Raw genomic sequence first — 25,853 nt, 5'->3', positions numbered from 1 at the left:
TCAGGGGCGCTCTTGTCCGGCGCGGTTCAGTTCGCTCAGGTAGGAGCCGGGCTTCTGCTCGATCTCGCTTTCGGGCCCCAGCACCGCGATGACGGTTCCCTTGATGTAGACCCGAAGCTCCGCCGGCACGGCGAAGAACTTCACCAGGTCCGGCCGGTCGATGGCCAGCTGATAGAGCGAGGTCTTCGTGAAGCGCGACGGATCTTGAGAACCTTCCTTGTCGTCGAGATCGGTGAACCACCAGCCCGAGTCGTTCGCGTCGTCAGGCTCCGCGCGCGTGAGCAGGATGCGCGACGCCGACTTGTAATCCACGTGCACCACGACGCTGTTCTGCAAGGAAGGAAATTCCGGCGCGACCTCCGCGACCAGGCTCTCGACGACGTCTTTCTGGTTGCGCAGTTGCATCAGGGTGCTGTCCACTGAATCGATGAAGCGCACAGGGATCTGCTGCATGTCCGGCTCCGTGATCCGCAGCAAGCCGTCGTCGGTGTCCTCGATCATCGTGTACATCCAGCCGACCTGGAGGCTCTGGCCGCCGCTGAACTTCTCTCCCTCGGCCACGCGGCTCTCGAGGAAGTGGAGGAACCAGGCGATGTCCGCATCGGGAATGGCCTTGTTGCTCACGCGAATGCGGAACTCGGGGTGGCCGAAGCGTTGGCAGCCTTGGGTCGTGTGAAGGGCCTCGGCCTGGGATTCAGTGGGCTTGTTCTTGCCGAGCGATGAGAAGAGGGAGCGCAGGGACATGGGGAAGGGCTCGAAGCGAGTGGTGCCGTCGCGAGCGCGGCAGGCCACCGAATGAATCTCATGGTTCCCCGAGCCATGGCGGCCTCGGGACGCGCTCTGCATGCTAGCCGACTCCGTGGCGCGTTCGACCTTTCGAATCTTCTTATTACCAATGACGTCGTCGCTTTTCAGGAGCGCCGAGCGCTAGACTGCGGCTCCCTTTTGCAGGAGACGACAGCATGTCCAGATTGCTCGTGCGCAGCTTCGGCGTTTCGCTCGACGGTTTCGCCGCTGGCCTCGACCAGAGCTTGCAGAACCCGCTCGGCGTTCGCGGTCCCGAACTCATGGACTGGTTCTTTCCCACGCAGGTCTGGCAGCAGATGCAGAAGGGGAGCGAGGCCAAGGGCGAAACCGGTGTCGACAACGAGATCGCCGAGCAGGGCTTCGCTTCGATGGGCGCCTGGATTCTCGGGCGCAATATGTTCGGTCCGGTGCGCGGCCCCTGGCCCGACGAGAACTGGAAAGGTTGGTGGGGCGACGAGCCGCCGTACCACGTGCCGGTCTTCGTGCTGACCCACCATGCGCGCGCGCCGCTGACGATGAAGGGCGGCACCACCTTCCACTTCGTGACCGGTGGCATCCACGAGGCACTGGCACTGGCGCGCGATGCCGCGGGCGGGCGTGACGTGCGCGTGGGTGGTGGCGTGGCGACGGTGCGCGAGTACTTGAAGGCCGGGCTGCTCGACGAACTGCACCTGGCCGTGCGGCCGGTGCTGCTGGGCAAGGGCGAGGCGCTGTTCGATGGACTGGACTTGCCCGCGCTGGGCTATCGCTGCGAGCGGCAGGTGGCGGGGGAGCGGGCTACGCACATGTTTTTGCGGCGCAAGGCGGCTTGAGGCGGTCGAGCAATGTCTGTTCGCCAGTCAATATGAACGTTCCCAGGGGCGGTCAGGACTGCACCCCGTGGTACGTCGAGACCTCCACTCGCACCTCGAAGCCCAGTTGCCGCGCAAGCTCCGCCGAGTGCTGGTTATCGGACCAGCAGTCCCAGTTCGGAGTCAGGCCATGCTGCACGCAGTGATCGATGAAGGCGCGCGCCACCAGCGTGCCGAGGCCTTGGCCGCGATGGCCGTCGGCAGTCAGGATGTCGATGTCGTGGTGGCCATTCCAGGCGAAAGCGGTGTAGCACATGCTGACGATGGCATCCTGATGCAGCACGCAGAAGCCTAGGCCGTGTTGTTCGAAATCCGCGGCGGATCTCCAGTAGCTGCGACTGTAGGGATTGGCAACGTCGCGTATTTGCTGCATCAGGACTTCATCGATGCGGCGAAGCTCGTAGCCTGCCGGCATCGGGCTCTCCCGACGCTCGATCCCTGCAAATTTTGCGCGATCGAAGTCGAAGTCGAGGCGGCGTCGCTTTCTCACCGAGTTCCCGAAGGTGCTGTCCAGCGCCGCTTCCCATGCCTGCGGAAAGGCATAGAGGATGAAGTAGTCGGAGCCATGAAATTCGAGCAGCCACTGGCACACGCGCTCGACAAAGACGGGATCGTCGGCAGTCCCGGCGAGCGTGCAGGCGCCGTTGTTGTAGACGAGCGCGGCCGTCGGTCGTAGCAGATCGTTCGCGAAGATCCTTCCATGGCCGATGCCAGCGATGACGGAGTTCGGGATGCTCGGGCCGTAGGGAAGACTGGCGAAGAGGGGGGCGACGCGGTGGAATTCCGAGGGCTTCAGTTCAAACAGGGTTGCGATCATGACGTCGGCAGTCTAGGGGGTTGCAAGCCACGCATCGAGCCCGCCCAAACGCGTCGCGCAACATCCGACAATCCCCCGAACTTTCCTTCACCCATTCACGCCCGGAACCATGCGCATCCTGCTCAAGCTGTCTCGTCCTCTTGTGCTTGTCGCGTTGCTGTTGAATGCCTCGGCATTCGTACCGTTGCCCGCGCTCGCACAAACCCCGCAAGCCGCGGCACCCACCGCCCCTAAGCCCGGCACCCCCGTACCCACAGGCTCGCCGCTGCAAGCCGGCCCGGTCCACGCGCAGTTCGCGATCTACTACGCGCCGCGACCCAAGGCCGATCCCATGGCCACGCTGCGCAGCCGGCTCGCCAAGCTCGGCGATGCGCCCAGGCTGCTGGCATCAATGCCGAAGCCTTCCGAGGTCTCCGTCCCCGTGCTGTTCGCGAACTGGAACACCACGACCGTGCAGCAAACCTATCGCGCGCCCGAGATGGAGATGCTGCAGCGCTTCGGCCATGGCATCACGCGTGAGCAGGCCGAGGCGCTGCAGGGCAGCAGCCAGGCGCTGATCGTCGATTTCGCGCATCCCTCGAAGCTGGCGCTGCCGGCCATGCGCAAGGCGCTCGAACTCACGCTGCAGGTGGCGCGCGACACCAACGGCTTCGTGTGGGACGAGGAGACGCGCGAGCTCTTCACGCCCGACGAATGGCAGAAGCAGCGCGTCGACTCCTGGGCCGGTGGCATTCCCGACATCGCCTCGCAGATCGTGATCCATGCCTACCAGGCCGACAACAAGCTCGCGCGCGCCATCACGCTGGGCATGGGCAAGTTCGGCCTGCCCGACGTGGTGGTGAGTCAGTTCTCGTGGTCGATGAACCGCCCGATGGGAACGCTGGTCAACGGCTTCGCACAGGCGATGGTGGAGGGCGCGCAGATTGCGCGGCCCGGCCAGTTCGACCTGGACCTGCGCACGCTCAAGCAGGGCGGCCTGCGCGACCCGAAGGACAAGGAGGCCAAGGGCACCACGCCCGCCAGGCTCTCGCTGGTGGCGGGCACTTGGGAGAGCGGCGATCCGCGCAACCGCCTCTACGAGATCGGCTTCGACCGCTACCCGGGCCCGGATCGCTCGGCGCAGCAGGTGGCGCTGCTCAAGAGCACTTTCGGCGCCGCCGACGATTCGGTGTCGCGCATCAAGCACAACGAGGAGATCCTCGCGGCCAGCAAGCTCGCCCGGGCGCAACTGTCCGCGCTGCGCGACGCGTTCGCCAAGGGCCTCGCGCCCGGTGAATACATCCTCGTGAAGGCGCCCTTCATCACCCGCAGCGGCGGCAACGAGTGGATGTGGGTCGAGGTCACGGGCTGGAAGGGCGACGCGATCGACGGCATGCTGAAGAACGAGCCGGTGGAAGTGGCGGGCCTGCACGCGGGGCAGATGGTGAAGGTGTCGCAGGCGAAGGTGTTCGACTACGTGCGGCGGTATGCGGATGGACGGGAGGAGGGGAACGAGACGGGGAAGGTGATCGAGCGTGGGGGAGCGGGGAAGCGATGAGTGCTGGCTCGCCCTACACCCGCCCCGCTTTGAACGCCTGCAACCGCTCCCTCCGCTCCGCATCGAACGACCCGCTGAGCCGCGCCGACAGCTCCTCCCGACGCATCTCCTTCCCGCACGACTGACAGGCTGGCCCCAGCCTGGGGTCCTGCCCGCAGGGGATGTAACTGCTTTGATGCGGCGCGGTCCCGTGCGAACCATCGCGCGGGACTGCCGGTGCGAGCGCGCTACTTGCCGTCCGCCGCGCCGAGATGGGGGCGCAACTCCTTGACCCTGGCATCGAGGTTGGCTGGCGTGACCTGCCAGCGCCGGGGATCCTCGTACTCGAAATCGGCGCGAACCCGGCGCGTCTGCCGGTTGAACTGAAAGAGCATCTTGATGATGCCCTTGTCGCCTTTGCGGCCCTTGTGCAGCAGCCAGTCGCGATAGGCCTTCACCTCGCGCTCGATCGGGTCCTCGAGGAAGGCGGCCGCATGGGCCTGGCCCCGGGCGTCGTAGACATAGCCGTAGCTGCCATTGACGTCGCCATCCGCATCGATCGAGAAGATCGCGGAGACCTCGACCCAGTCGACCCCTTGCGGCTCGCCGCTGTTCACGATCTCGCGGGCGATGGCGCCCATCAGTTCCATGTTCTGCGAGACGGGCAGGGCGGGCGCCGGCGCGACCATGCCGGCTGCGGTGATCGCCGCCGTGAGGAATCTGGAGAAGAGGAATTTCATTGCGTCGGTGTTCGTTGGGTGGCGCGGTCAGGCGCTGTGGGGAGGCCTTGTTTCGTGCTGGGGCAACGCATCGGTGATCTCGAACCACGGCGCCTTCGACCCCACGTACACATGACACAGCGGCCGCACGCCCGGGTCGCCATCGAGCACGCCGAGCGCGACACCGTACACGGCGGGCTTCGCGTCGAGCTTGCTGATCAGGCTCGAGCCGCACACCGAGCAGAACCCGCGGTGGTCACCCGGCGACGATTCGTAGAATCGCACCAACTCCTCACCCCTGGTCCAGCGAAAGTCCTTCGCCAGGATCTTGCCGCGCGCGCGAAAGGCGGTGCCGTGCGCCTTCTGGCACATCGAGCAGTGGCAGTACAGCGGGTCCTTGATCGTGCCGTCGATCTCGAACGCTACGCCTTGGCAGAGGCAGCTTCCTTTGAGCACGGGTCATCTCCTTCGGTGTCCCCCGGGAGCATGGGGCAGCCTGGGACAAGCGAGTATTTCATGCATCCGATCGGGGCGGTGGTGGCAATGGACGTGTCCGGTAAAGCCGTTTCGAAATCGAAGGCATGGGCAGTCCGCTCGCGGAGGTGTCCCCGCATGGAGCGCGGCAGAATGGCGCAATGTTGTCGACATTCATCCGGATTGCCGTCCCGTTTTTGATCAATCTCGTCGGCACCTACCTGTCGGGGGTCTATCTGTACGCCTTGGCAAGTCACATCAAGTGGTTCGTGGCCATTCCTTTCTGGCTGTCGGGCGCGGGCATCGGCTTTGGCTGCGGAGTGCTTTTGACGCAAGGTTGCGTTCGGGCCTTGCGGTGGGGAGGCTTGATCGGCGCCGCCGGGCTGGTGCTGCCACTCGCCGCAGCTAGCGCAGGCTTCGCGATGGTCGTTCTCGCACCGTTCGTCGTGGTCTACGTTTTCATTCAGGGTGTCGCGGCACGTTTCGGCGCGAAGTACGGACTGCGGCTCAGGCACCGGTGAGGCCCTGGACTTCAGTCCGGGGCAGACACGGTTTTCCGAGATCTCGCTGTCGGTCCGAAGGGCGCGTCCAGGCCGCTATCAAGAAGGCGGCCTGAGATTACTTGCCGCTCACTTGCACGGCAGGGTGCCTCGGCCAGCATGCGCGCAGCGCGCAGGAACGCCACCGGCCCGACCCAGCTCGGATTCCAGTCGTCTCCCACCGGCACCTGCCGCTTGTGCGCGATGACCATCTCGCGTTTCGGAACGACCAGGATGTACTGCCCGTGCACCCCCCACGCCATGTAGGCGCCATGCAGTGGCGAGTCGGGCGGCTCCTCGAGCAGCCACCACAGGTAGCCATAGCCGAAGCCGCGTCGCGCCGTGTGCGGTGGATGCATCTGGGTGGAGGGCGTCGCTTCGCGCGTGATCTGCCCGATCCAGTCGGCCGGCACCAGTTGCTGCCCGCGCCAGTTGCCCTGGCGCAGCATCAGGTAGCCCAGACGCGCCATGTCGCGCGTGGACAGGTAGAAGGGATAGGCGAGGTGTCGGGACCGCTTCGCATTGCCGGTGCGCGCGTGGCGAGCCATATCGAAGTCCTCGAGTTGCAGCGGCGCCGCCAGGTCTTGCGCGAAGGCCTGATAGATGCCCTGGCCGGTCAGGCGTTCGAATGCCGTGCCGGCGGCGTTGAAGTCCCAGTTGTTGTAGAGGAAGTAGCTGCCGGGCGCCTGCGAGCCGCGAGGCGGCGCGGCGGCCGTATCGTCTCCGCCATTGGCGGCTGCGTGGTAGACCCCCGAACGGGCGGCGAGCAGGTCGCGCAGCCTGGCCTGCCGTTCGATGGGCAGCAGGCCCCCGATGTCATCGATGCCCAGTTCGGCCAGCGTGCGATCGAGGTCGATGGCGCCGTTGGCGACGTACTTGCCGTACATCATCGACAGCACGCTCTTGCGCACCGAGAACACGATGCTCACAGCCTGGACCGGCCCTTCGCTGAACAGCACGCGACCGTCCTGCACGGCCATGAGCGCGGTCGTGTCGAGCGTGCGCACGTAGGTGCGGGTCGCGTCGAGGCTGCGGCGGCAGGCGCTGGCCGATGCGGGTTCGGGGGCGGTGGCCCAGGAGGCTTCGGGGAAGGTTGGCGATGCCGCGGGCGGGGCGGTCGTGCAGGCGCTGGCGAGCAGCAGGGCAAGGCCGCATGCGCACCAAGAGGTCAATCGGCGTTTGGTGTCGCTATCGGACTGCATGCGATTCGAGTCTACCGAGGTGCGATGATCGTCCTCATCCGGATGGAACACGACTGTCCGGGCGCTTGGTCTCTTGGAGACACGCATTGCCTCTTGTCCTGGCTATCTGCTTGCCACCCCACTCGATGAACATGACGGGCCTTCCCTCACTGCCGCTCGAACTTCTGGAGCGCGTGCTTCCCGGCGCGAAGCTCCTGCCGGACTCGATCCTGCAAGCTGCAGATCGCCGCGAGATCGCCTACGAATTCGTCTTGGTCACGGATTGGCCTGACCTCGATGCACCGGATGCCAAGCTCCAACTCTTCGATCTGGTGTTTGCGGGGAAGTCTTTCCCCGAGGGAGATGTTGTCGTCGTGACCGATGAGAGCTTTCGCAGTGGGCAACCGATTCAATGCCAGGGAGGCGAACTGCGTAGAACGTTGGATCGCTCACCGCAGTTCGTTTTCGACGGAGACGTCATTTTTCTCTGGCGAGAGATCGCTGCTCTGAGCGTCTTCCATCATGAGGGTGGATTCGCGCACATCGGGTGGTGAGGTGGCTTGCCTCCTTCTGTGAGGATAGGTTGGCCGGGTGAATTCCGTCCCGGCATGCGGCAGTCTCCGCCGCCTGGTCGAGGTGGATTCCTAGAAAGCGGATGGTGCCCGCCTACAAGCCCGCATGGTGCGCATAACTAGAAAGGCTGAAGACAAGAAAGGTCTCCAGCCATGACCCTCGAACAAACCATCGACAAGTTCAAGCAGGTCGACGCCGCGCGCGCCGACTACCCCGGCGAGCACCTGATCGTGCTCGGCGCCGGCGTGTTGCTGCTGCTGGCCGCCGGCCGCAGCCGTTCCTTCCTCACGCGCATCGTCGCCGGGGCGGCGGGCGGTGCGTTGATCGGCCGGGCCGCGAGCGGCACCGGCGGCATCGCGAAGCTGGCGGGTGCATTGCAGTCCGGAGGCCTGGCATGGCCGCGCCGTTGATGGAATCGCTGCGCGCCGTCCGCGCGCCCAGGTACTGGGCCCTGGGGCTGGGCGTCGCCGTGCTCGCGGTGTTCCTGTTCTACCTCGCGCTCAGCAGCCTGGTGCATGAGAGCGCCGGGCGCGCGCCGCGCTTGCCGCCATCGATCATGCCGGAGCACGTGAAGGCGCCCAGGTCCACCATCGACAGCACCCAGCCGGCCGAATCGGCCCGCGCACCGGTCGCGCCATCGATCGCCAAGCTGGACACCACGATGGCCAGCGCCGCAGCGACCACGAACAAGACGGTCCCGGCCTTCATCGAGGTCCAGAAGTGCGTGATGCCCGAGGGCGATGCGATCTACTCCGATGCGCCATGCCCGCAAGATGCCGAGGCCAGCACGCTGCGCCTGCCGAGCCATCCGAACGCCGCCGCACGCCTCTGAGTCGCAGCACCGATGGGGCTCAGGTCGCGGCGGGCACGCTTTCGCGCTCGATCGGCAACCACAGCGTGAACCGCGTCCCCGCGCTCCCCGACTGCCACCCGACCGATCCGCCGATGGCCTTCGCGCGCTGCTGCTGATTGCGCAATCCGCGCCCGCCGTGCTGCAGCGCCTCGGCCACGTCGAAGCCCGCGCCGTTGTCCTCGATGGTCACGCACACCAGATCGTCGGTGGCCGCGGTGCTCACGCGCAGCGTGGTGGCGCGCGTGTGGCGCATCACGTTGGCGATGCACTCCTGCATGATGCGCAGGATGTGCAGCGCGCTGCCCGGGTCGAGCCAGGGCAGGGACGGCACGGGCTGCACCTCCCAGCGCAGCGAGATGCCGGCGCTCTCGATGCGTGGCGCCAGCCTGAAGCGCAGGGTCGCGAGCAGCAGCAGCAGGTCGGGGTCGACGATCTCCATGGAGTCGATGGCGAGCTTGAGGTCGTCCATGCAGGCCTTGAGCATGTCGGCGATCTCGGTCTCGCTCATGCTGCCTTGCTCCACCGAGCGTATGGCGCCGATCAGCGAGGAGCCGAGGCCGTCGTGCATGTCCTGCATGAGGCGGCGGCGCTCGGCGTTGAGCATCTGCTCGTTCTCCACCACGCGCAGCCGTTCGTAGCTCTGCTTGAGCTCGTCCTCGCGCTCGCGCAGCCGGTGCGCCAGGCCCTTGTTGAGCCGCGCGACCTCGGCGAAGGCGCCGGTGTAGCGCAGGAACATGATGTACGAGAAGACGAAGAACAGGCCGATGATGGCGTAGGGCGAGGTGTAGACGCTCTCGGGGCCCAGGAGGTTGTTCTGCAGCAGGGCGTCGTAGCAGGTGAACGGGACGGCGATCATGGTCCAGGCCGCGACCAGCCGGCCTTCGGGCAGTTGCACGCGGTAGGCCTTGCGCAGGTTCACCGAGAAGATCAGCACGGCCACGGGCAGCACGACGAGGTTGAGCAGCGGGGTGAACAGGTACAGGCTGACGATCGAGCGCGAGACGTGCGGCACGGTGGCGAGGTTGCAGGCCAGCACGAGGCCGACCGTCAGCCGCGTGAGCCAGGGCGAGGGCTGGCCGTGCAGGCGCTCGAGGAACAGGTGGATGAGCAGGATCAGCCACAACAGGCTGGCCACGGTCATCCACTCGAACCACTCGTCCGACATCGGGATGTAGCTGCCGCCCACGTAGTAATGGAGCATGCGCAGGAAGGCCGCCGCCGAGATGGCGAAGAACAGCAGGTAGAGCGGCTCGCGGCGCTTGCCCAGCCACACGGCGAAGGCGAAGGCGCCGACCGCGAGGAAGGCGGCGCTGCCCATGAACGGCAGCTGCACCTGCAGCATCTGGCGCGCCTGGTAGCGCCAGGACAGGTCGTCCTCGTGGCCCACCCACACGGTCGAGAGGCCGCTGCCGCTGTTGCGCAGCCGGTCGACGCGGATCAGCACCGAGGCCGGCGTGGGTGCCTGCGCCGCGAGGTTGAGCGGCAGCAGCAGCGGATGGTTGTAGCCGTTGTGGATCGGGCTGCCGTGCGATTGGTAGATGAGCACGCCGTCGCCATACACGGCGATGTGGCCCAGCGTCTTCCAGCGCGGCAGGTAGAGCAGCCGCGGCTGGGTCGAGGGCGGCAGCGCGCCGAGGTCGAGGCGGTACCAGTCGGTGACGGTGCGCACGCCACTGGAAGCGGTGGGCACGAGTTCGCGCTCGGCGGTGTAGGGCAGGCCGACCGGCTTCCAGCCGCCGCGCGGCAGTTCGGCGTCGACCGACAGCAGCGGCGGGGCCGTGAAGCCGGTGCCGTTGACCGACTGCAGCTCGGCCTCGGTGATGTGGATCGGGTGGTCGCCCGGCAGCACGGGCGCCGCGGCGGGGGCACGCGCGCAGCACAGCAGCAACAGCACGATCAGCGGCAGCGCGCGCCAGAAGGCCGCGATCCCCCGACCGGCTTGCTCGCCGTCGTTGTTGCCCTGTCTCATCGAACGCTTGCGCCCTGGAGCTCGCTGTCGGCTCGCGGCGTGCGCCGGACGGACGCCGGCCTTTGCAGCGAGCGGCGCGCCCGCGGGCCGCCGGTTTCTCCCCGATCGAACGGCCGCGCGCACTGGCAGCCCGTTCGTTGTCCCGTCTTCGCGGGTCGACGGCAATTATCGGCGCGCCATCGCCCCCGCGGCCCTTGCCCTCACATAGAACGCGGGCCAAAGGTGTGCGCGCGCCACATTGGAATCCGGGTGCAGCCTGCCGAGACTAGCGGATGGCCATCGGTCCTCGGGCCGGCGGCCATCACCACTGGAAAAAACAGGAGACTTCATGACGATTCGCCATCTGCGCGCCGGTGCCGCCTGCGCCGTTCTCGCCCTGCTGCAACTCACGGCCTGCGGCGGCGGTGGAGGCGGCAGTGCCGGCTTCGTGGCCTTGCCCCCGCCCACGACGAGCAACCCGCCGCCCGACACGCCACCACCCGCGCAGTCCCCGGTGCTGCGCACCACGGCCTACGGACCCGTGCAGGGCAACGACGACTCCGCGACCAACGGCACCTACAGCTGGAAGGGCGTGCCCTTCGCCAAGCCGCCGGTCGGCGCGCTGCGCTGGAAGGCGCCGGTCGACCCCGAGCCGTGGACCGCGACGAAGACCACGCAGAAGCTCGGCAACGCCTGCGCGCAGACCGGCCGGCTCTACGGCCCGGGCCAGAACAACCGCTACGACGAGACCATCGGCAGCTCGATCGGCAAGACCACGGGTTCCGAGGACTGCCTCTACCTCAACATCTGGACGCCCTCGACCGCGGCCGCGACCGACAAACTGCCCGTCATCGTGTTCGTCTACGGCGGCAGCAACATCACGGGCTACACCGGCGACCCGGTCTACGACGGCGCGGCGCTCGCGAAGGCGGCCAACGCGGTGGTGGTGTCGATCAACTACCGGCTCGGCATCCTCGGCTTCCTGGCCTCGCCGCAGCTCAAGGCCGGCGTGGACGCGAACGACGACTCGGGCAACTACGCGATCCTCGACCTGATCAAGGGCATGAAGTTCGTCAACGCGAACATCGCGCGCTTCGGCGGCGACCCGGGCAACGTCACGCTGATGGGCCAGTCGGCCGGCGCGGTCAACGTCTATGCGCTGATGGTCTCGCCGCTGGTGGTCAACACCAAGCCCGCGCTGTTCCAGCGCCTGGTGCCGCTGAGCGGCGGTGTCGCCACCGCGACCACGGTGCCGAACCAGAACAACGCGCTGCTGGCGGCGCTGCTGGTGGCCGACGGCACGGTGAAGGACACGGCGGCGGCCACCGCCTACATCGCGTCGCAGAGCAATGCCGACCTCGCGGCCTACCTGCGCTCGAAGAGCGCCGACACGCTGCTGCAGACGGTGCTCAACAAGCTGGCGCCGCAGGGGCTGTCGGCCTCGAATCCGCTCAACGACGGCGTGGTGGTGCCGACCAACCCGATCGCGGCGATCAACGCGGGCGAGTTCCTCAAGGTGCCGGTGCTGGCCGGCTACACGCGCGACGAGACCAAGCTGTTCCCGCAGAACCTCGCGACCTCGCCCGCCTTCGGCGGCATCAGCGGCCGGCTGCTCGACGACCCGACGGTGTTCTCGATGGCCTACAACTACGACCCGAACGCGGCCCCGACGACCTCGCTCGAGCAGTGGATCCCGGGCCAGTACCTGCCGGTGACGACGCCGGTGACCGGCTTCAACGCGCGCACCGACCTCTACAACCAGTACTTCTTCATCGCGCTGCGCAAGCAGATCTTTCCGGTGCTCGCGGCGCAGAAGGTGCCGCTGTGGTGGTACCAGTTCAACTGGGACAAGTCGCCGGCGCCGTTCAACGACATCTTCGGCGCGGCCCACACCTTCGATCTTCCGTTCGTGTTCGGCAACTTCGGGCCCTCGCTCTATTCGAAGTTCGCCAATTCGAAGGCCAACGAGCCGGGGCGGCTGCAGCTGTCGGACGCGATGATGAAGAGCCTGGCGGCGTTCGCGCGCGGCGGCGATCCGAACAACGCGGCGCTGGGCGTGAACTGGCCGCAGTACCCGGCGATGCTGAACTTCGATGCCTCGCTGACGGCGAAGGCGATCACGGTGCAGCAGTAAGGCGCGTAGCGCGCGAGCGCCCGAGCCGCCCGGGGCCGGATATGCCGGCCCCGGGCGGCTTTTTTTCCTTTCAGAGGATCGGCATGCTCGCTTCCTTCAGCACCCGCAGCACGAAGTGCGACTTGCTGTGCCGGATGCCGGGGATCTTGTAGAGCTTCTCGCGCAGCAGCCGTTCGTAGTCGCGCGTGTCGCGCACCGCGATGCGGATGTAGTAGTCGTAGTCGCCCGAGACCAGGTAGGCCTCCTGGATCTCGGGGATGGTCGCGAGGGTGCGGCCGAAGTCGTAGAGCGTCTCGTCGGTGTGGCTCTCGAGCGTGACCTGCACGATCACCGAGTCCTGGTAGCCGAGCTTGGCCGGATCGATGTCGACCGTGTAGCGCTTGATCACGCCCTGCGCCTCGAGCTTCTTGATGCGCGTCCAGCAGCTGGTGGGCGAGAGGCCGACCTCGGCGCTGATGTCCTGCAGGGTCTTGCGCGAATCGAGCAGCAGCACCCGGAGGATCGCCATGTCGATCTTGTCGAAAAGTCCTTCGTCATCTTGCGAAGATTTGCGATTGATTTTCATGTTCGAGGCCTGAATATCCAAAAATCAGAAGCAAATTCTGCCTCAAACACGGAAGAATTGACGGCATGAGACTGCTCGACCTCCCCACCGACCTCGCTTCGACGCTGAATTCCGAAAATTCTTCGGACATCGGCGCGGCCACCGACCTGCCCCTCGATGCCGCGCTCGCCATCGACACCGCGCCGCGCGTGCGCAACGGCGCCGAGGCGCTGCTCGACACGCTGGTGGCCTGCGGTGTCGACACCATCTTCGGCTACCCCGGCGGCGCCGCGCTGCCGCTGTACGACGCGCTGCACGGCGAGCCGCGGCTGCGCCACGTGCTGGTGCGCCACGAGCAGGCGGCCGTGCACGCGGCCGAGGGCTATGCGCGCACCACCGGCCGCGTGGGCGTGGTGCTGGTCACCTCGGGGCCGGGCGTGGGCAACACCATCTCGGGCCTGCTCGACGCGATCAGCGATTCGGTGCCGCTCTTGTGCATCAGCGGCCAGGTGTCGACCGCGGTGATCGGCACGCAGGCCTTCCAGGAAAGCGATGCGCTGGGCATGTCGCGCCCGGTGACCAAGTGGAACCACCAGGTGCGCAGGCCCGACGAGGTGCCGACGATGGTGCGGCGCGCGCTCGAGGTCGCTACCTCGGGCCGCCCCGGCCCGGTGCTGCTCGACGTGCCGAAGGACGTGCAGCTCGCGCTGCCGGGGCAGGGCGCGCCGGTGCCCGAGCCGCGGCCGTTGCGCACGCATCGCTCGCCGGTGCCGCCGCGCGCCTGCATGCAGCGCGCGGCCGACCTGATCTCGACCGCGCGCCGGCCGGTGCTCTATGGCGGTGGCGGCCTCATCAACGCCGGCCCCGCGGCCTGCGAGGCCTTCACGCAGCTGGTGCGGCGGCTGCATGCGCCGTGCACGCTCACGTTGATGGGGCTGGGCGCGTTCCCGGCCTCCGACCCGGCCTTCCTCGGCATGCTCGGCATGCACGGCACGCTCGAGGCCAACCTCGCGATGCACGAGGCCGACCTCGTGGTCTGCGTGGGCGCGCGCTTCGACGACCGCGTGACCGGCAAGCTCGACCGCTTCTGCCCGCATGCGCGCAAGATCCACATCGACATCGACCCGAGCAGCATCAACAAGGTGGTGCAGGTCGACGTGCCGATGGTGGGCGACTGCACCGCCGTGCTCGAGGCGCTGCTCGCGCTGCTGCCCGAGCGTTTCGAGGCCGCGCGGCTCGCGCCCTGGTGGCAGCGCATCGAGCGCTGGCGCGCCGAGGACTGCCTGGGCTTCGCGCCGCGCACCGACGCGATCCTGCCGCAACGGCTCATGGCCTCGCTGCAGCAGGCGATCGCCGACACGGGGCGCGACACCATCGTCTCGACCGACGTGGGCCAGCACCAGATGTGGGCCGCGCAGTACCTGCGCTTCGACCGGCCGCGCCGCTGGCTCACCTCGGGCGGCGCCGGCACCATGGGCTACGGCCTGCCGGCCGCGATCGGCGCGCAGGTGGCGCATCCCGAGGCGCTGGCCGTGTGCGTGAGCGGCGACGCCTCGGTGCTGATGAACATCCAGGAGCTCTCGACCGCGGTGCAGCACCGCGCGGCGGTCAAGCTGGTGCTGTGCAACAACGGCTACATGGGCATGGTGCGCCAGTGGCAGGAGCTCAACCACGGCAACCGCCTGAGCCACAGCTGGAACGAGGCGCTGCCCGATTTCGTGGCGCTGGCCAAGGCCTTCGGCTGGGGCGCGCGGCGCGTGAGCGACCCAGCCGAGCTGCCGGCGGCGCTGGCCGAATGCCTGGCGAGCGATGGGCCGTTCTTCCTCGACGTGCAGGTGGCGGCGCAGGAGAACTGCTTTCCGATGATGCCGGCCGGCGCGGCGCACAACGAGCTGATGCTGGCCAAGGACCGCTGGTACCAGCCGAAGGAGGCCTGAACCCACGATCCTCCGCGCTGCGCTATCTTCCCCAGCGCGCGCCGCTTACCCGCGGCGCGTGTTCCGCCCGCAGGCCGCTTACCGGTGGCCGAACGGGCATCTCTCGCGACTCTTACCGGAGCCTTCTCTCATGTCCCACGATCTCGCCAGCGTCTCGCTGGACGACAAGTACACATCCACGTCCGGCCGCGTCTACCTGAGCGGCATCCAGGCGCTGGTGCGCCTCATGCTCGTGCAGCGATGGCGCGACCAGGCCAACGGCCTCGATACCGCCGGCTTCGTCTCCGGCTACCGCGGCTCGCCGCTCGGCGGGCTCGACGAGGCGCTGTGGAAGGCGCAGCCGCACCTCGATGCCAACCACGTCAAGTTCCTGCCCGGCGTGAACGAGGAACTGGCGGCCACCGCCGTCTGGGGCACGCAGCAGGTGCACCTGACCGGCGAGAGCGCGGTCGATGGCGTGTTCGCCATGTGGTACGGCAAGGCGCCGGGCGTGGACCGCTGCGGCGACGTCTTCAAGCACATGAGCCATGCGGGCACCTCGCCCCATGGCGGCGTGCTGCTGGTGGCGGGCGACGACCACGGCGCCTATTCGTCGACCCTGCCGAACCAGAGCGACCACCTGTTCGCGGCCTCGATGATCCCGATGCTCTATCCGCAGAGCGTGGAGGAGTACATCGAGCTGGGCCTGCACGGCTTCGCGATGTCGCGCTTCGCCGGGCTGCCCGTGGGCTTCAAGGCGCTGGCCGACACGGTGGAATCGTCGGGCTCGATCCCGGCCGACGCGCAGAACGTGCGCACCCTGCTGCCCGAAGACTTCGTTCCGCCCGCGGGCGGCATGCATGCGCGGCTGTCGACCGACACGCTGGGCGTGCAGGCGCGCAAGCAGGAGGCGCTGATGCAGGACGCGAAGATCTACGCGGCCATCGCCTATGCGCGCGCCAACCGGCTCAACCGCGTGACCATCGACGCGCCCTCGGCGCGCCTGGGCATCGTGGCCTCGGGCAAGTCGTACCGCGATGCGCTGGAGGCGCTCGAGGAGCTGGGCATCGACGCGGCCGAGGCGGCGCGCATCGGCATCCGCGTGTTCAAGGTGGCGATGCCCTGGCCGCTGGAACCCGACTCGATCCGCGAGTTCGCAGACGGGCTCGACGAGATCCTGGTGATCGAGGAGAAGCGCCAGATCGTCGAGTACCAGCTCAAGGAGCATCTCTACAACTGGCGCGAGGACGTGCGCCCGCGCGTGATCGGCAAGTTCGACGAGCGCGGCGAATGGGGCGCGCATCCGCGCGGACAGTGGCTGCTGCCGGCCACGGCCGACTTCTCGGTGGCGCAGATCGCGCGCGTGATCGCCGCGCGGGTGGCGCGCTTCCACACCAGCGACATGATCCGCACGCGGCTGGCGATCCTCGACGCCAAGGACGTGGTGCTCGGCAAGGCCGTGGCCACCCCGGCGCGGCCGGCCTGGTATTGCTCGGGCTGCCCGCACAACACCTCGACCAAGGTGCCCGAGGGCAGCCTGGCGCTGGCCGGCATCGGCTGCCACGTGATGGCGACCGCGATCTATCCCGAGCACAACCGCACGACCACCCACATGGGCGGCGAGGGCGCGCCCTGGCTCGGCCAGGCCTGGTTCTCGAAGCGCCACCACGTGTTCGCCAACCTCGGCGACGGTACCTACTACCACTCGGGCTCGATGGCGATCCGCGCCGCCGTGGCCGCGGGCGTGAACATCACCTACAAGATCCTCTACAACGACGCGGTGGCGATGACCGGCGGCCAGCCGGTCGACGGCCCCGTGAGCGTGCCGCGCATCGCACACCAGGTGGCGGCCGAGGGCGTGCGCCGCATCGCGCTGGTGGCCGAGGACCCGACGCGCTGGCGCGACCGCTCGCCGCTGCCGGCCGATGGCGGCGGCTTCGTCCTCACCATCCACCACCGCGACGAGATGGACGCGGTGCAGCGCACGCTGCGCGACTACGAAGGCGTGTCGGTGCTGATCTACGACCAGGTCTGCGCGGCCGAGAAGCGGCGGCGCCGCAAGAAGGGCGAGTTCCCGCAGGCTTCGCACCGCGTGTTCATCAACGAGGCCGTGTGCGAGGGCTGCGGCGACTGCGGCGAACAGTCGAACTGCACCTCGCTGCTGCCGCAGCCCACGCCCCATGGCCTCAAGCGCCGCGTCGACCAGAGCGCGTGCAATGCCGACTACTCGTGCGTCAAGGGCTTCTGCCCGAGCTTCGTGAGCGTGGAAGGCGTGAAGCCGCGGCGCATCAAGCCCGTGGCCGCGCGCGGCGCCGAGGCCGACGCGGCGCTGTCCGAGCCGCCCGTGCATGCGATCGAGGGCATGCACAACATCCTTATCACCGGCATCGGCGGCACCGGCGTCATCACCATCGGCGCGCTGATCGGCATGGCCGCGCATCTCGAGGGCCAGGCCGCGAGCGTGCTCGACATGACGGGCATGTCGCAGAAGAACGGCTCGGTGACCTCGCACGTGCGGCTGGCGCGCGACGCGGCGCAGCTCAAGGCGCAGCGCATTCCCACCGGCGAGGCCGACCTGGTGCTGGGCTGCGACATGCTGACCGCGGGCGCGCCCGACGCCATCGCCAAGATGCGCCCGGGCCGCAGCTATGCGCTGGTGAACACCTTCGAGCAGCCCACCGGCCATTTCGCGCAGGACCCCGACTGGACCTTCCCGGCCGGCCAGGTGCGTGCGCTGATCGAGGAATCGGTGGCCGGCAAGGCCGACTTCATCGACGCCACCGGCCTCGCGACCCGGCTCATGGGCGATGCCATCGCGGCCAACCTGTTCCTCTTGGGCTTCGCGTTCCAGAAGGGCTATGTGCCGCTGAGTTCGGCCGCGCTGCTGCGCGCGATCGAGATCAACGGCGTGGCCGTGAAGGCCAACCAGCAGGCCTTCCACTGGGGCCGGCGCGCCGCGCTCGACCTCGCGGCCGTGGCGCGCGAGGCCTCGCCCGCGCGGCCGGTGGCGCTGCAGCTGCCGCAGGGGCTCGACGCCTCGCTCGCGGACCGCACCGCCTTCCTCACGGCCTACCAGGACGCGGCCTATGCGCGGCGCTTCTCGGACTTCGTGGCGCGGGTGCGCGGCGTGGAGCAGGCGCGCGGCCGCGGCGACCGCTTCACGCGCGCGGTGGCGGCCAACCTGTTCAAGCTGATGGCCTACAAGGACGAGTACGAGGTCGCGCGCCTGTACACCGACGGCGACTTCATGAAGAAACTGCAACAGGAATTCGAGGGCACGCCCAAGCTGCGCTTCCACCTCGCGCCGCCGATCCTCGGGCAGCGCGATGCGCAGGGCCGGCCGGTCAAGCGCGCCTTCGGGCCGTGGATGCTGCAGGGCTTCCGCGTGCTGGCCGCGCTGCGGCGGCTGCGCGGCACGGCCTTCGATCCCTTCGGCCGCACCGAGGAACGCCGGACGGAGCGCCGCCTGATCGAGGAGTACCGCGCGGACATCGAGGACATCCTCGCGCGCTGGGACGAGGTCGACGCCGAGACGGCGCTGGCGCTCGCGAAGCTGCCCGAGCAGATCCGCGGCTACGGCCATGTGAAGGAGGCGAGCATCGCCGCCGCGCAGGTGCGTCGCGATGCGCTGCGCGCGCGGCTCGTGGCGCCGCGCGCCGAGGCGGGCGCGGTGGCGCGCGAGGCGGTGCCGGCCTGAGGGGGGAGGGCGAGGGCGATTCCGGAATCACCTGTTTTGGACAAGGTGATCCGGAATCGATAGACTCGCCCGCCATGGCCCGACCCAAAGCCTTCGACCGCAACGCCGCCCTGCAGGGCGCGATCGCCGTGTTCTGCGACCACGGCTACGACGGCACCTCGACCGAGATGCTGCTCGCCGCCATGGGCATCAGCCGCCAGAGCATGTACGACACCTTCGGCGACAAGCGCAGGCTCTACCTCGAGGCGCTGCAGCAGTACGCCGTGGGCCATGTGTCGCAGCACATCCGCGCGCTGCATGGCGCCGCCTCGCCGCGCGCGGGGCTCGAGGCCATGCTCGACGGCATGGCGACCCATTTCGGCGCGCACGGACAGCCGGGCTGCATGGGCATCGGCGCCGTCTGCGAGTTCGGCCGCGGGGATGCCGAGGTCAGCCTGCTGACCGACACCGCGGGCCGCATGCTGCAGTCGGCCATCGAGGGCCGCATCGGCGAGGCCCAGGCCGCGGGCGAGATCGATGCCGCGCTCGCGCCGCGCGCGGCCGCGCAGTTCCTGATGGCCACGCTGTCGGGGCTCAAGATCTCGGGACGCGGCGGCGCCTCGGCCGAGGACCTGCGCGACGTCGCGCGGATGGCCATGCGAAGTCTGCGTTGAGTTCGTGCGCGCACCCGGACTCGGGTGCGCTTTTTTTTGCTCTATTTTGGATCGATCGATCCGTTAAAAAGGAAGTCGACATGACGAAATCCCTCTCCGGCAAGGCCGCCCTCGTGACCGGCGGCTCGCGCGGCATCGGCGCGGCCATCGTGCGGCGGCTCGCGAACGACGGCGCGGCCGTGGCCTTCACCTATGCGTCGTCGGACGCGGCGGCGCGAGCGCTCGTGGCCGAGATCGAAGGGCAGGGCGGCCGCGCGCTCGCGCTGCGCGCCGACAGTGCCGATGCACAGGCCGTGCGGCAGGCGGTCGACGCCGCGGCCGAGGCCTTCGGCGGGCTGCATCTGCTGGTGAACAACGCCGGCATCCTCGTCGGCGGCCTGGTCGAGGACTACGCGCTCGCCGACTTCGACCGCATGTTCGCGGTCAACGTGCGCTCGGCCTTCGTGGCGGTGCAGGCGGCGCTCAAGCACATGGAGCGTGGCGCGCGCATCGTCATCACGGGCAGCGTGGTGGCCGATCGCGTGGGCTTCGCGGGTTCGTCGGTCTATGCGATGACCAAGGGCGCGGTGGCCTCGATGGCGCGCGGCCTCGCGCGCGACCTCGGGCCGCGTGGCATCACGGTGAACGTGGTGCAGCCCGGGCCGACCGATACCGACATGGCGCCGAAGTCGGCCTACGGCGAGCGGCTGGAGCCGCTGATGGCGCTGGGCCGCATGGGGCACGACAGCGAGATCGCGGGCATGGTGGCCTACCTCGCGGGGCCCGACGCCAGCTTCGTCACCGGCGCGGCGCTGACGGTGGACGGCGGCTACCTGGCCTGATCAGGCCGGCGGGCGGGTCGCGCGGTAGCCGCCCGGCGTGGTGCCGAAGCGGTCGCGGAAGGCGCGGCTGAAATGGCTGGGGTCGTTGAAGCCGTTGCGGAACGCGATCTCGGTCACGCTGAGCTGCGCCAGCCGCTCGTTGGCCAGTTCCTCGGCCGCGCGCTCGAGGCGGCGCTCGCGCAGGTAGGCGCCGTACTGCGTCTGCTGCGTGGCGAACAGGCGGTGCACCAGCCGCTTGGAGATGCACAGCTCGCGCGCGATCGCCTCGACCGAGAGCTCGGGGTCGCAGAGGTTGGCCTCGACATAGGCCGCGAGCCGCTGCCAGCGGTCGCGTTCGTGGCGTTTGGCCGCGCCCGCATCGCCGGCCTGCGGCGCGCCGGCCACCGCTTCGCAGTAGATGGCCGCGAGCAGCGAGACGAAGGATTGCTCCGAGAAATAGGCCAGCGCCGGATGCGGCTGCGCCTGCACCGCGAACAGGCGGTCGAGCTGCTGGCGCGCCGATTCGGCCAGCGTGGAGTCGGCCTGGGCCAGCGAAGGTTCGAAGTTGTCGCGCAGGTCGGCATAGATGCCGAAGAAGCGCCCGGCCGGCAGCCGCAGCTGCACCAGCCGGCCCGATTCGTCGAGCGCGCAGGTCGAGGGCAGACGCGTGGTGCGGAACACGATGTCGCCCTTGCGGAAGGGCAGCCGGCGGCCGGCCTGCTCGATCGTGCCCTGGCCGTCGACCGCGATCATCGCGAGCACCTCGCCCGCGCCGTCGTGGCCGGACTGGCCCGCCGCATGGCGCACCTGCATCGGCGTGGAATCGAAGCTGACCGCGATGCCGCCGCCCACGAGCCGGCAGGCCTCGAGGTTCATGCGCGGATGGCTGTGCTGCACGCTGAGTTCGCCAGGGTAGACCAGCGCGTCGAGCGTGGTCGAGTAGCCGCGCAGGTCGCCCGGGTAGAAGGGGCGCAGGTGCGGCGCGAAGCTCAGGTGCGGGGTCGGGTCGTGGTGCATGGTGGGGTGGGAGCCGGGCCGCGTGCATGGTTCGTGCCAAGGGCGGTCCGCGCCCGCAGTCTGGAGGGGGCGCCGCGGCCGCACATCGAGACTTTCCACTAGCGGGCGGGATCGGGGTCCCATCGCGTTGGCGCGCTGGATCAATGCGCGTGCGCGCAGGCGCAAGGCCCGGCGCGGCATCGCTTCCTACATTGGCGGCCATCGACCACCGATGAAGGAAAACCGCGTGAACCCCACCGTCACAGACGCCCCCTCCGCCGACGCGCCCCTGAAGCTCGACGGCCTCACCGTCGGCCACTGGAGCGATGCCGAGAAGCTCGCGCTGAGCTGCCGCATCCTCGCGAAGGAGGGCCATTCCGAAACCCTGGCCGGTCAGATCACGGTGCGCCAGCCCGACGGCAGCTTCCTCACCACGCCGCTGGCGCATGCGTTCGGCGAGATCCGCGCGGGCTCGGTGATGCGCATCGACGATTCGCTGCGCGTGCTCGAGGGCCGCGGCGTGCCCAACCCGGCCGTGCGCTTCCACCTCTGGGTGTACCGGCGCCGGCCCGACGTCCACTGCGTGATCCACACCCATCCGCCCTATGTGTCGGCGCTGTCGATGACCGGCGAGCCGCTGCAGGTCGCGCACATGGATGCAACGCCCTTCTTCGACGACTGCGCCTTCCTCGCCGAATGGCCGGGTCTGCCGATCGCCGACGTGGAGGGCGAGATCATCTCGGCCGCGCTCGGCGCCAAGCGCTGCGTGCTGCTGGCCAACCATGGCTTCCTGGCCGCCACGTCGAGCGTGGAGGAGTCGCTCTACCTCTCGGTGCTGATCGAGCGCGCCGCGCGCAACCAGCTGATCGCGCAGAGCGCCTACGGCCGGCTCAAGCTGGTCGATCCGGCGCTGGCACGCGAATCGCACGACTTCCTGCTGCAGCCCAGCATCGTGAAAGCCAGCTTCGCGATGTTCGCGCGGCAGGTCGAGGAGCACAAGGCATGAACACCATCGCCACCCAGGTGGGCGCCGCCGCGCCCGCGGCCGCCAAGCCGCAGAGCGTCTGGAAGGTCGGCGCCGCCACCATGGCCGGCACCGCGATCGAGGGCTTCGACTTCCTGGCCTACGGCACGGCGGCCGCGCTGGTCTTCAACAAGCTGTTCTTTCCGAACTTCGATCCGGTGACCGGCACGCTCGCGGCCTTCGGCACCTTCGCGAGCGGCATGCTCGCGCGGCCGATCGGCGGCATCGTGTTCGGCCACTACGGCGACCGGCTGGGCCGCAAGGCCATGCTCACGCTGAGCCTCTTGATGATGGGCATCTGCACGGTGCTGATCGGCGTGCTGCCGACCTACGAGTCGATCGGCCTCTGGGCCGCGGTGCTGCTCGTGCTGCTGCGCATCGGCCAGGGCTTGTCCTTCGGCGGCGAGCTCGGCGGGGCGATGCTGATGGCGGTGGAGCATGCGCCGCCGCGCTGGCGCTCGCTCGTGGGCAGCATGCCGCAGATGGGCGCGCCGATCGGCGTGCTGCTGTCGTCGGGTGCCTTCGCGCTGGTTACGCAGCTGCCCGAGGACGCCTTCCTGCACTGGGGCTGGCGGCTGCCGTTCCTGGCCAGCGCGCTGCTGATCGCGGTGGGCATCTTCATCCGCACGCGCATCGACGAGTCGCCCGAGTTCGAGGCCGTGAAGGCGCACCGCAAGACCGCCGCGCTGCCCGCGCGCGAAGTGGTGCTGGCGCACTGGCGGCCGCTGCTCCTGACCATCGGCGGCAAGCTGGCCGAGGTCACGCTGATCTACACCATCCTGGTGTTCTCGATCTCCTATGCGGTCACGCGGCTGGGCTTCTCGCGCGGCGATGCGCTGCATGCGCTGGTGCTCGGTTCGTCGCTGATGGTGCTGACCATCCCGCTGTTCGGCTGGCTGGCCGACCGTGTCGGCGCGCGCCGGCTCTACGTGTTCGGCGGCGTGCTGCTGGCCTTGATGGCGCTGCCGCTGTTCCAGGCCATCGGCAGCGGTTCGCTCATGGCCTACACGGTGGCGATGGTGGTGGCGCTCGCGCTCAACTACCCGCTGATGTTCGCGCCGCAGTCGAATCTCTACGCGGCGCAGTTCCCGGCCGAGCTGCGCTACTCGGGCATCTCCATCGGCATCCAGATGGCGGCCGCGCTCGGCGGCGGGCTGGCGCCGATCATCGCGGCGACGCTGGTGGCGAAGTACGGCAGCATCGTGCCGGTGGGGGCGTATGTGGCGGTGCTGGGGGCGGTGGCGGCGCTGTCGGCTTGGAAGATGCGGCCGGCGGCGAACGAGGGGTGACTCCTTCCCCAACTCCTTCCCCCCTCTGGGGGAAGGTCGGGATGGGGGCGCCGGGCGGCCGATGTTCGCGGGGCGATGGATGCGCCCGGTGCCCCCACCCCGGCCCTCCCCCAGCGGGGGAGGGTGAAAGTCAGGAGTGGCCGTCCACGCGCATCTGGAACAGGAAGTAGGGCGGGATGCAGGCGCCGCGGCCCTCGGGCTGCCCTTCGGCCTGCGCGCAGATGTAGTCGTCGCGGCAGGGCGCGGTGGCCGAGCAGCTGCGCAGGTTGCCGGGCCGCGTGTGCTTCGCGAGGCATTCGCTGAACGGGCGCTTCGCCGCCAGGCACTGGTTGAAGTCGCTGAGGATCGCGATGTCGCCGCACGTGCCGTTCGGGTCCTTGGGATCGCAGGGGCCCGAGCACATGCCGCCGGGGAAGCCGACCGAGGTCTTCTCGCAGACCGAGGCGGCGCCCTCGCAGGCGGTGCGCGGCAGCTTCTCGGCACGATCGAGCCAGGGGTTGGCCGAGGCCGTGATGCGCGTGGGCTCGCAGCGCGCGCCGACGATCGCCGGCTCGGGTCGAGTGTTCGCATCGAGCGGCTCCGCGAGCGGCCGGAAGGGATCGGGCTTCTGCGTGGTCAGCGCGGCCTGCAGGTAGCGCGCGCGCCGCGCGAGCTCGTCCTGCAGATGCGGCGAGTGCGGCACCGCGAGCGCATTGCCGGGCGTGAAGCTGCGCGAGGCGTCGCGGCGATCGAGGCCCAGCAGGTGGAAGCCCGCGACCGCGCGGCTCTGGTGGCAGCCCATGCAACTGAGGTCGTCGAGCCGGCGCAGCAGGGCCCGCGGCGACTGCAGCGTGCGGCTGCCGGGCACGGCCTGCCATTCGCTCTCGGCGAAGAGCTGCGCGAACGGGCGGTTGGCAAGGCGCTCGAGACCGCGCGGCGCGACCGAGATGGCCTCGGTGGCGAGGAAGCGCTCGGGGATCCTGAGCGTGGCTTCGTCGAGCGCGCGCAGGTTCCCGGGTTGGCGAAGCCATTGCTTGAGTTCCTGGCGCAGCGGCGCGCTGGCCTTGAGCTTCGCGACGTCGGGCGTGTTCTCGAGCGGGCCCACGTCGTAGCGCTTCGTGCCGGCATTCCAGCGAAAGGCGCGCAGCATGTATTCGGCATGGCCGCCGAGGTCGGGCCGCACGGCCGAGGGCCAGCGCACGCTCTGCAGGTTCACCGTGAGTTGCGAGATGCGCGCGGGCGCGAGCCGTTGCGGCGCGAGCGGGCCGTCGGTCGACACCAGCCAGCGGCCCAGCGCCTCGTCGGCCATCGCGGCCTGCGGCGGCTGCCAGCGCTTCGCGGCCGAGGCGCAGCCGCCGTCGGCATCGGGCGCGTCGCCGCGCAGCTCGACGTTGACGGTCATCGGCAGCCGCGACTGCATGGCAGGGGTGCGGTAAGCGAGGCGGTACACGAGCCGGGTCTCGCCGCAGGCACCGTCCTGGAACGGGCGGCGGTCCATGCGGTTGGCCACGCCGACCAGTTCGAAGAAGGCATCGGGGCTCGCGAGCCAGCGCGCGTCGAACAGGCGGTGCGGGTACTTCGCGATGCCGACGCCGGCCTGTTTGTCGCGGCGCTGGATGGCCGCGAGGCTGGCGCCGAGGGGCTCGGCGATGGAGCGCCAGGCCTTCGAGCGCATCAGCACCTCGTTGCTCGCGATGCCGTCGGCGGCCGGCGTTTCGGCCAGCCAGTGGGCGAAGTCGGCACCGGACTTCTCGGCCGCCTGCAGCGCGGCGGGCGCGGTGACGAGCAGCAGCGGCTCGGCCGCGTGGGCGGTGGCGAAGAGGGAGGCCAGCGCGAGGCCGGCGAACAGGCGGTGGGGAAGCGGCACGCGGACCATTGTGCCGCGACGGTTCACGCGCTCGTGGCGGTCTCCAGCCGCTCGCGCATCATCCGCGCCACGGCCACGCCCTGCGGCTCGCCGAGCCGTTCGAGCGCGGCGATCACGCCGCGCCGGTCTTCCTCCGAGCGGTCCTGGTTGAGCTTGAACTTGCCCTCGAGCGATTGCACGGGAATCTCCACCGCCGCGATCATGTCGAGCCGCGGCGCGACGAAGTCGAAGGGCATGGCGTCGAAGTCCCAGCTGCCCGCGCATTCGGCGCGCAGCGGCGTGTCGTAGACCGCGACGGTGCGGCGCAGCACGGCGTGGATCGCCATGCGTTCCTCGATCACGCGCGGCGTGCCGCGCGCATGGATCGCCGTGTAGTTCCAGGTCGGGAAGGTGCTCTGTTTGACGTACCAGCTCGGCGTGATGAAGGCATGCGGGCCCTGGAAGATCACCAGCGCCTCGCGGCCCGCGCGCAGGTCCTCGAGCTGCGGGTTCTTCCGCGCGAGATGGGTGGTGAGCAGGCCCGGCTCGCCGTCTCGCGCATCGAGCAGGAAGGGCAGGTGGGTGGCACTGGCGCCGGCCGGGCCGACCGTGACCAGCGTGGCGAAGCTCCAGGCGCGCATGCCTTCGTGCAGCGTCGCGAGCTCGGCCTCCGCATAGGGCTTGGGCGTGTACATGC

General features: G+C 69.1%; 23 protein-coding genes. 13 read left to right on the top strand and 10 right to left on the bottom strand.

The features are described from left to right. Positions 1 to 744, bottom strand: coding sequence for an immunity protein Imm33 domain-containing protein (locus ACODT0_RS26785; RefSeq protein WP_489042728.1), 744 nt, complete (start codon positions 742 to 744; stop codon positions 1 to 3). Between the two features lie 218 nt (positions 745 to 962). Here ACODT0_RS26785 and ACODT0_RS26780 point away from each other — a divergent pair, with 218 nt between their 5' ends. Next, positions 963 to 1,619: a dihydrofolate reductase family protein gene (locus ACODT0_RS26780; protein WP_489042727.1), complete on the top strand. Its 657-nt coding sequence runs from the start codon at positions 963 to 965 to the stop codon at positions 1,617 to 1,619. Between the two features lie 52 nt (positions 1,620 to 1,671). On the opposite strand, the gene ACODT0_RS26775 is transcribed toward ACODT0_RS26780, so the two are convergent. Beyond that, entirely contained in the window at positions 1,672 to 2,475 is an 804-nt protein-coding gene (locus ACODT0_RS26775) for a GNAT family N-acetyltransferase (RefSeq protein WP_296734799.1), read from the bottom strand. Positions 2,476 to 2,806: 331 nt separating this feature from the next. Here ACODT0_RS26775 and ACODT0_RS26770 point away from each other — a divergent pair, with 331 nt between their 5' ends. Beyond that, on the top strand, positions 2,807 to 4,012 hold the full coding sequence (locus tag ACODT0_RS26770; protein WP_296734797.1) for a DUF2314 domain-containing protein: 1,206 nt from the start codon (positions 2,807 to 2,809) through the stop codon (positions 4,010 to 4,012). 227 nt (positions 4,013 to 4,239) lie between these two features. On the opposite strand, the gene ACODT0_RS26765 is transcribed toward ACODT0_RS26770, so the two are convergent. Beyond that, positions 4,240 to 4,731, bottom strand: coding sequence for a hypothetical protein (locus ACODT0_RS26765; RefSeq protein ID WP_296734796.1), 492 nt, complete (start codon positions 4,729 to 4,731; stop codon positions 4,240 to 4,242). 27 nt (positions 4,732 to 4,758) lie between these two features. Then, positions 4,759 to 5,166, bottom strand: coding sequence for a GFA family protein (locus tag ACODT0_RS26760; protein ID WP_296734794.1), 408 nt, complete (start codon positions 5,164 to 5,166; stop codon positions 4,759 to 4,761). Positions 5,167 to 5,291: 125 nt separating this feature from the next. On the opposite strand from ACODT0_RS26760, the gene ACODT0_RS26755 reads away from it, so the two are divergent. Then, on the top strand, positions 5,292 to 5,705 hold the full coding sequence (locus tag ACODT0_RS26755; RefSeq protein ID WP_489042726.1) for a hypothetical protein: 414 nt from the start codon (positions 5,292 to 5,294) through the stop codon (positions 5,703 to 5,705). An 11-nt stretch (positions 5,706 to 5,716) separates the two neighbouring features. Here the strand turns inward: ACODT0_RS26755 and ACODT0_RS26750 are convergent, their stop codons facing one another. Next, on the bottom strand, positions 5,717 to 7,012 hold the full coding sequence (locus ACODT0_RS26750; RefSeq protein WP_296734791.1) for a serine hydrolase domain-containing protein: 1,296 nt from the start codon (positions 7,010 to 7,012) through the stop codon (positions 5,717 to 5,719). Positions 7,013 to 7,056: 44 nt separating this feature from the next. On the opposite strand from ACODT0_RS26750, the gene ACODT0_RS26745 reads away from it, so the two are divergent. From ACODT0_RS26745 to ACODT0_RS26735, 3 genes are all read left to right on the top strand, one after another. Beyond that, positions 7,057 to 7,458, top strand: a complete 402-nt coding sequence (locus ACODT0_RS26745; protein ID WP_261210972.1) for a hypothetical protein — start codon at positions 7,057 to 7,059, stop codon at positions 7,456 to 7,458. 171 nt (positions 7,459 to 7,629) lie between these two features. Beyond that, on the top strand, positions 7,630 to 7,887 hold the full coding sequence (locus ACODT0_RS26740; protein WP_057595408.1) for a hypothetical protein: 258 nt from the start codon (positions 7,630 to 7,632) through the stop codon (positions 7,885 to 7,887). Continuing rightward, positions 7,872 to 8,309, top strand: a complete 438-nt coding sequence (locus ACODT0_RS26735) for a hypothetical protein (protein ID WP_057598634.1) — start codon at positions 7,872 to 7,874, stop codon at positions 8,307 to 8,309. Before ACODT0_RS26740 ends, ACODT0_RS26735 begins: the two co-directional genes overlap by 16 nt. 19 nt (positions 8,310 to 8,328) lie before the next feature. Here ACODT0_RS26735 and ACODT0_RS26730 read toward each other — a convergent pair whose 3' ends face one another. Beyond that, positions 8,329 to 10,299, bottom strand: a complete 1,971-nt coding sequence (locus ACODT0_RS26730; protein ID WP_489042725.1) for a sensor histidine kinase — start codon at positions 10,297 to 10,299, stop codon at positions 8,329 to 8,331. A gap of 328 nt (positions 10,300 to 10,627) precedes the next feature. Between ACODT0_RS26730 and ACODT0_RS26725 the strand changes: the two genes are divergently transcribed. After that, positions 10,628 to 12,412, top strand: a complete 1,785-nt coding sequence (locus ACODT0_RS26725) for a carboxylesterase/lipase family protein (RefSeq protein WP_489042724.1) — start codon at positions 10,628 to 10,630, stop codon at positions 12,410 to 12,412. A gap of 70 nt (positions 12,413 to 12,482) precedes the next feature. Here the strand turns inward: ACODT0_RS26725 and ACODT0_RS26720 are convergent, their stop codons facing one another. Then, positions 12,483 to 12,920, bottom strand: coding sequence for an Lrp/AsnC family transcriptional regulator (locus tag ACODT0_RS26720; RefSeq protein WP_057595424.1), 438 nt, complete (start codon positions 12,918 to 12,920; stop codon positions 12,483 to 12,485). A 122-nt stretch (positions 12,921 to 13,042) separates the two neighbouring features. Here ACODT0_RS26720 and ilvB point away from each other — a divergent pair, with 122 nt between their 5' ends. The 4 genes from ilvB to ACODT0_RS26700 all read left to right on the top strand — a co-directional run bounded on the left by ilvB (position 13,043) and on the right by ACODT0_RS26700 (position 20,043). Beyond that, the gene (gene ilvB / locus ACODT0_RS26715) at positions 13,043 to 14,893 is read left to right on the top strand and encodes a biosynthetic-type acetolactate synthase large subunit (protein WP_489042723.1); all 1,851 of its coding nucleotides are present in this window, start codon (positions 13,043 to 13,045) and stop codon (positions 14,891 to 14,893) included. 130 nt (positions 14,894 to 15,023) lie between these two features. Continuing rightward, a complete protein-coding gene (locus tag ACODT0_RS26710) occupies positions 15,024 to 18,569 on the top strand; it encodes an indolepyruvate ferredoxin oxidoreductase family protein (protein WP_489042722.1) in 3,546 nt (1,181 codons plus the stop codon). A 74-nt stretch (positions 18,570 to 18,643) separates the two neighbouring features. Then, positions 18,644 to 19,222 carry a TetR/AcrR family transcriptional regulator gene (locus ACODT0_RS26705; RefSeq protein ID WP_057595414.1) on the top strand — a complete coding sequence of 193 codons (579 nt, stop codon included), beginning with the start codon at positions 18,644 to 18,646 and terminating at the stop codon, positions 19,220 to 19,222. An 80-nt stretch (positions 19,223 to 19,302) separates the two neighbouring features. Then, positions 19,303 to 20,043 carry a 3-oxoacyl-ACP reductase family protein gene (locus ACODT0_RS26700; RefSeq protein WP_261210965.1) on the top strand — a complete coding sequence of 247 codons (741 nt, stop codon included), beginning with the start codon at positions 19,303 to 19,305 and terminating at the stop codon, positions 20,041 to 20,043. Here ACODT0_RS26700 and ACODT0_RS26695 read toward each other — a convergent pair whose 3' ends face one another. Continuing rightward, a complete protein-coding gene (locus ACODT0_RS26695; RefSeq protein ID WP_489042721.1) occupies positions 20,044 to 21,039 on the bottom strand; it encodes an AraC family transcriptional regulator in 996 nt (331 codons plus the stop codon). It abuts the gene before it with no gap. 226 nt (positions 21,040 to 21,265) lie between these two features. Here ACODT0_RS26695 and ACODT0_RS26690 point away from each other — a divergent pair, with 226 nt between their 5' ends. Continuing rightward, a complete protein-coding gene (locus ACODT0_RS26690) occupies positions 21,266 to 22,024 on the top strand; it encodes an aldolase (protein ID WP_409976526.1) in 759 nt (252 codons plus the stop codon). Continuing rightward, complete coding sequence (locus tag ACODT0_RS26685) at positions 22,021 to 23,331, top strand: MFS transporter (RefSeq protein WP_489042720.1); 1,311 nt, start codon at positions 22,021 to 22,023, stop codon at positions 23,329 to 23,331. The genes ACODT0_RS26690 and ACODT0_RS26685 overlap by 4 nt, the downstream gene beginning before the upstream one ends. 130 nt (positions 23,332 to 23,461) lie before the next feature. Here the strand turns inward: ACODT0_RS26685 and ACODT0_RS26680 are convergent, their stop codons facing one another. Both ACODT0_RS26680 and ACODT0_RS26675 read right to left on the bottom strand, forming a co-directional pair. Continuing rightward, on the bottom strand, positions 23,462 to 25,186 hold the full coding sequence (locus ACODT0_RS26680) for a hypothetical protein (RefSeq protein WP_489042719.1): 1,725 nt from the start codon (positions 25,184 to 25,186) through the stop codon (positions 23,462 to 23,464). Between the two features lie 14 nt (positions 25,187 to 25,200). Next, on the bottom strand, positions 25,201 to 25,851 hold the full coding sequence (locus ACODT0_RS26675; protein ID WP_489042718.1) for an FMN-binding negative transcriptional regulator: 651 nt from the start codon (positions 25,849 to 25,851) through the stop codon (positions 25,201 to 25,203). Between the last annotated feature and the right edge of the window lie 2 nt (positions 25,852 to 25,853).

This window comes from Variovorax sp. FG153 (assembly GCF_057809595.1).
Note: the sequence above shows the minus strand (reverse complement) of the source record. Positions and strands in the feature narration are given on the sequence as shown.

What these genes read in the sequence shown, in the direction of transcription:
- ACODT0_RS26755 (WP_489042726.1), top strand. Translation starts at nt 5,292, where the DNA reads ATGGGCAGTCCGCTCGCGGAGGTGTCCCCGCATGGAGCGCGGCAGAAT.
- ACODT0_RS26720 (WP_057595424.1), bottom strand. Translation starts at nt 12,920, where the DNA reads ATGGCGATCCTCCGGGTGCTGCTGCTCGATTCGCGCAAGACCCTGCAG.
- ACODT0_RS26740 (WP_057595408.1), top strand. Translation starts at nt 7,630, where the DNA reads ATGACCCTCGAACAAACCATCGACAAGTTCAAGCAGGTCGACGCCGCG.
- ACODT0_RS26685 (WP_489042720.1), top strand. Translation starts at nt 22,021, where the DNA reads ATGAACACCATCGCCACCCAGGTGGGCGCCGCCGCGCCCGCGGCCGCC.
- ACODT0_RS26675 (WP_489042718.1), bottom strand. Translation starts at nt 25,851, where the DNA reads ATGTACACGCCCAAGCCCTATGCGGAGGCCGAGCTCGCGACGCTGCAC.
- ACODT0_RS26770 (WP_296734797.1), top strand. Translation starts at nt 2,807, where the DNA reads ATGGCCACGCTGCGCAGCCGGCTCGCCAAGCTCGGCGATGCGCCCAGG.
- ilvB (WP_489042723.1), top strand. Translation starts at nt 13,043, where the DNA reads ATGAGACTGCTCGACCTCCCCACCGACCTCGCTTCGACGCTGAATTCC.
- ACODT0_RS26735 (WP_057598634.1), top strand. Translation starts at nt 7,872, where the DNA reads ATGGCCGCGCCGTTGATGGAATCGCTGCGCGCCGTCCGCGCGCCCAGG.
- ACODT0_RS26750 (WP_296734791.1), bottom strand. Translation starts at nt 7,012, where the DNA reads ATGCGTGTCTCCAAGAGACCAAGCGCCCGGACAGTCGTGTTCCATCCG.
- ACODT0_RS26775 (WP_296734799.1), bottom strand. Translation starts at nt 2,475, where the DNA reads ATGATCGCAACCCTGTTTGAACTGAAGCCCTCGGAATTCCACCGCGTC.
- ACODT0_RS26780 (WP_489042727.1), top strand. Translation starts at nt 963, where the DNA reads ATGTCCAGATTGCTCGTGCGCAGCTTCGGCGTTTCGCTCGACGGTTTC.
- ACODT0_RS26700 (WP_261210965.1), top strand. Translation starts at nt 19,303, where the DNA reads ATGACGAAATCCCTCTCCGGCAAGGCCGCCCTCGTGACCGGCGGCTCG.
- ACODT0_RS26730 (WP_489042725.1), bottom strand. Translation starts at nt 10,299, where the DNA reads ATGAGACAGGGCAACAACGACGGCGAGCAAGCCGGTCGGGGGATCGCG.
- ACODT0_RS26695 (WP_489042721.1), bottom strand. Translation starts at nt 21,039, where the DNA reads ATGCACCACGACCCGACCCCGCACCTGAGCTTCGCGCCGCACCTGCGC.
- ACODT0_RS26680 (WP_489042719.1), bottom strand. Translation starts at nt 25,186, where the DNA reads ATGGTCCGCGTGCCGCTTCCCCACCGCCTGTTCGCCGGCCTCGCGCTG.
- ACODT0_RS26705 (WP_057595414.1), top strand. Translation starts at nt 18,644, where the DNA reads ATGGCCCGACCCAAAGCCTTCGACCGCAACGCCGCCCTGCAGGGCGCG.
- ACODT0_RS26765 (WP_296734796.1), bottom strand. Translation starts at nt 4,731, where the DNA reads ATGAAATTCCTCTTCTCCAGATTCCTCACGGCGGCGATCACCGCAGCC.
- ACODT0_RS26725 (WP_489042724.1), top strand. Translation starts at nt 10,628, where the DNA reads ATGACGATTCGCCATCTGCGCGCCGGTGCCGCCTGCGCCGTTCTCGCC.
- ACODT0_RS26745 (WP_261210972.1), top strand. Translation starts at nt 7,057, where the DNA reads ATGACGGGCCTTCCCTCACTGCCGCTCGAACTTCTGGAGCGCGTGCTT.
- ACODT0_RS26785 (WP_489042728.1), bottom strand. Translation starts at nt 744, where the DNA reads ATGTCCCTGCGCTCCCTCTTCTCATCGCTCGGCAAGAACAAGCCCACT.
- ACODT0_RS26710 (WP_489042722.1), top strand. Translation starts at nt 15,024, where the DNA reads ATGTCCCACGATCTCGCCAGCGTCTCGCTGGACGACAAGTACACATCC.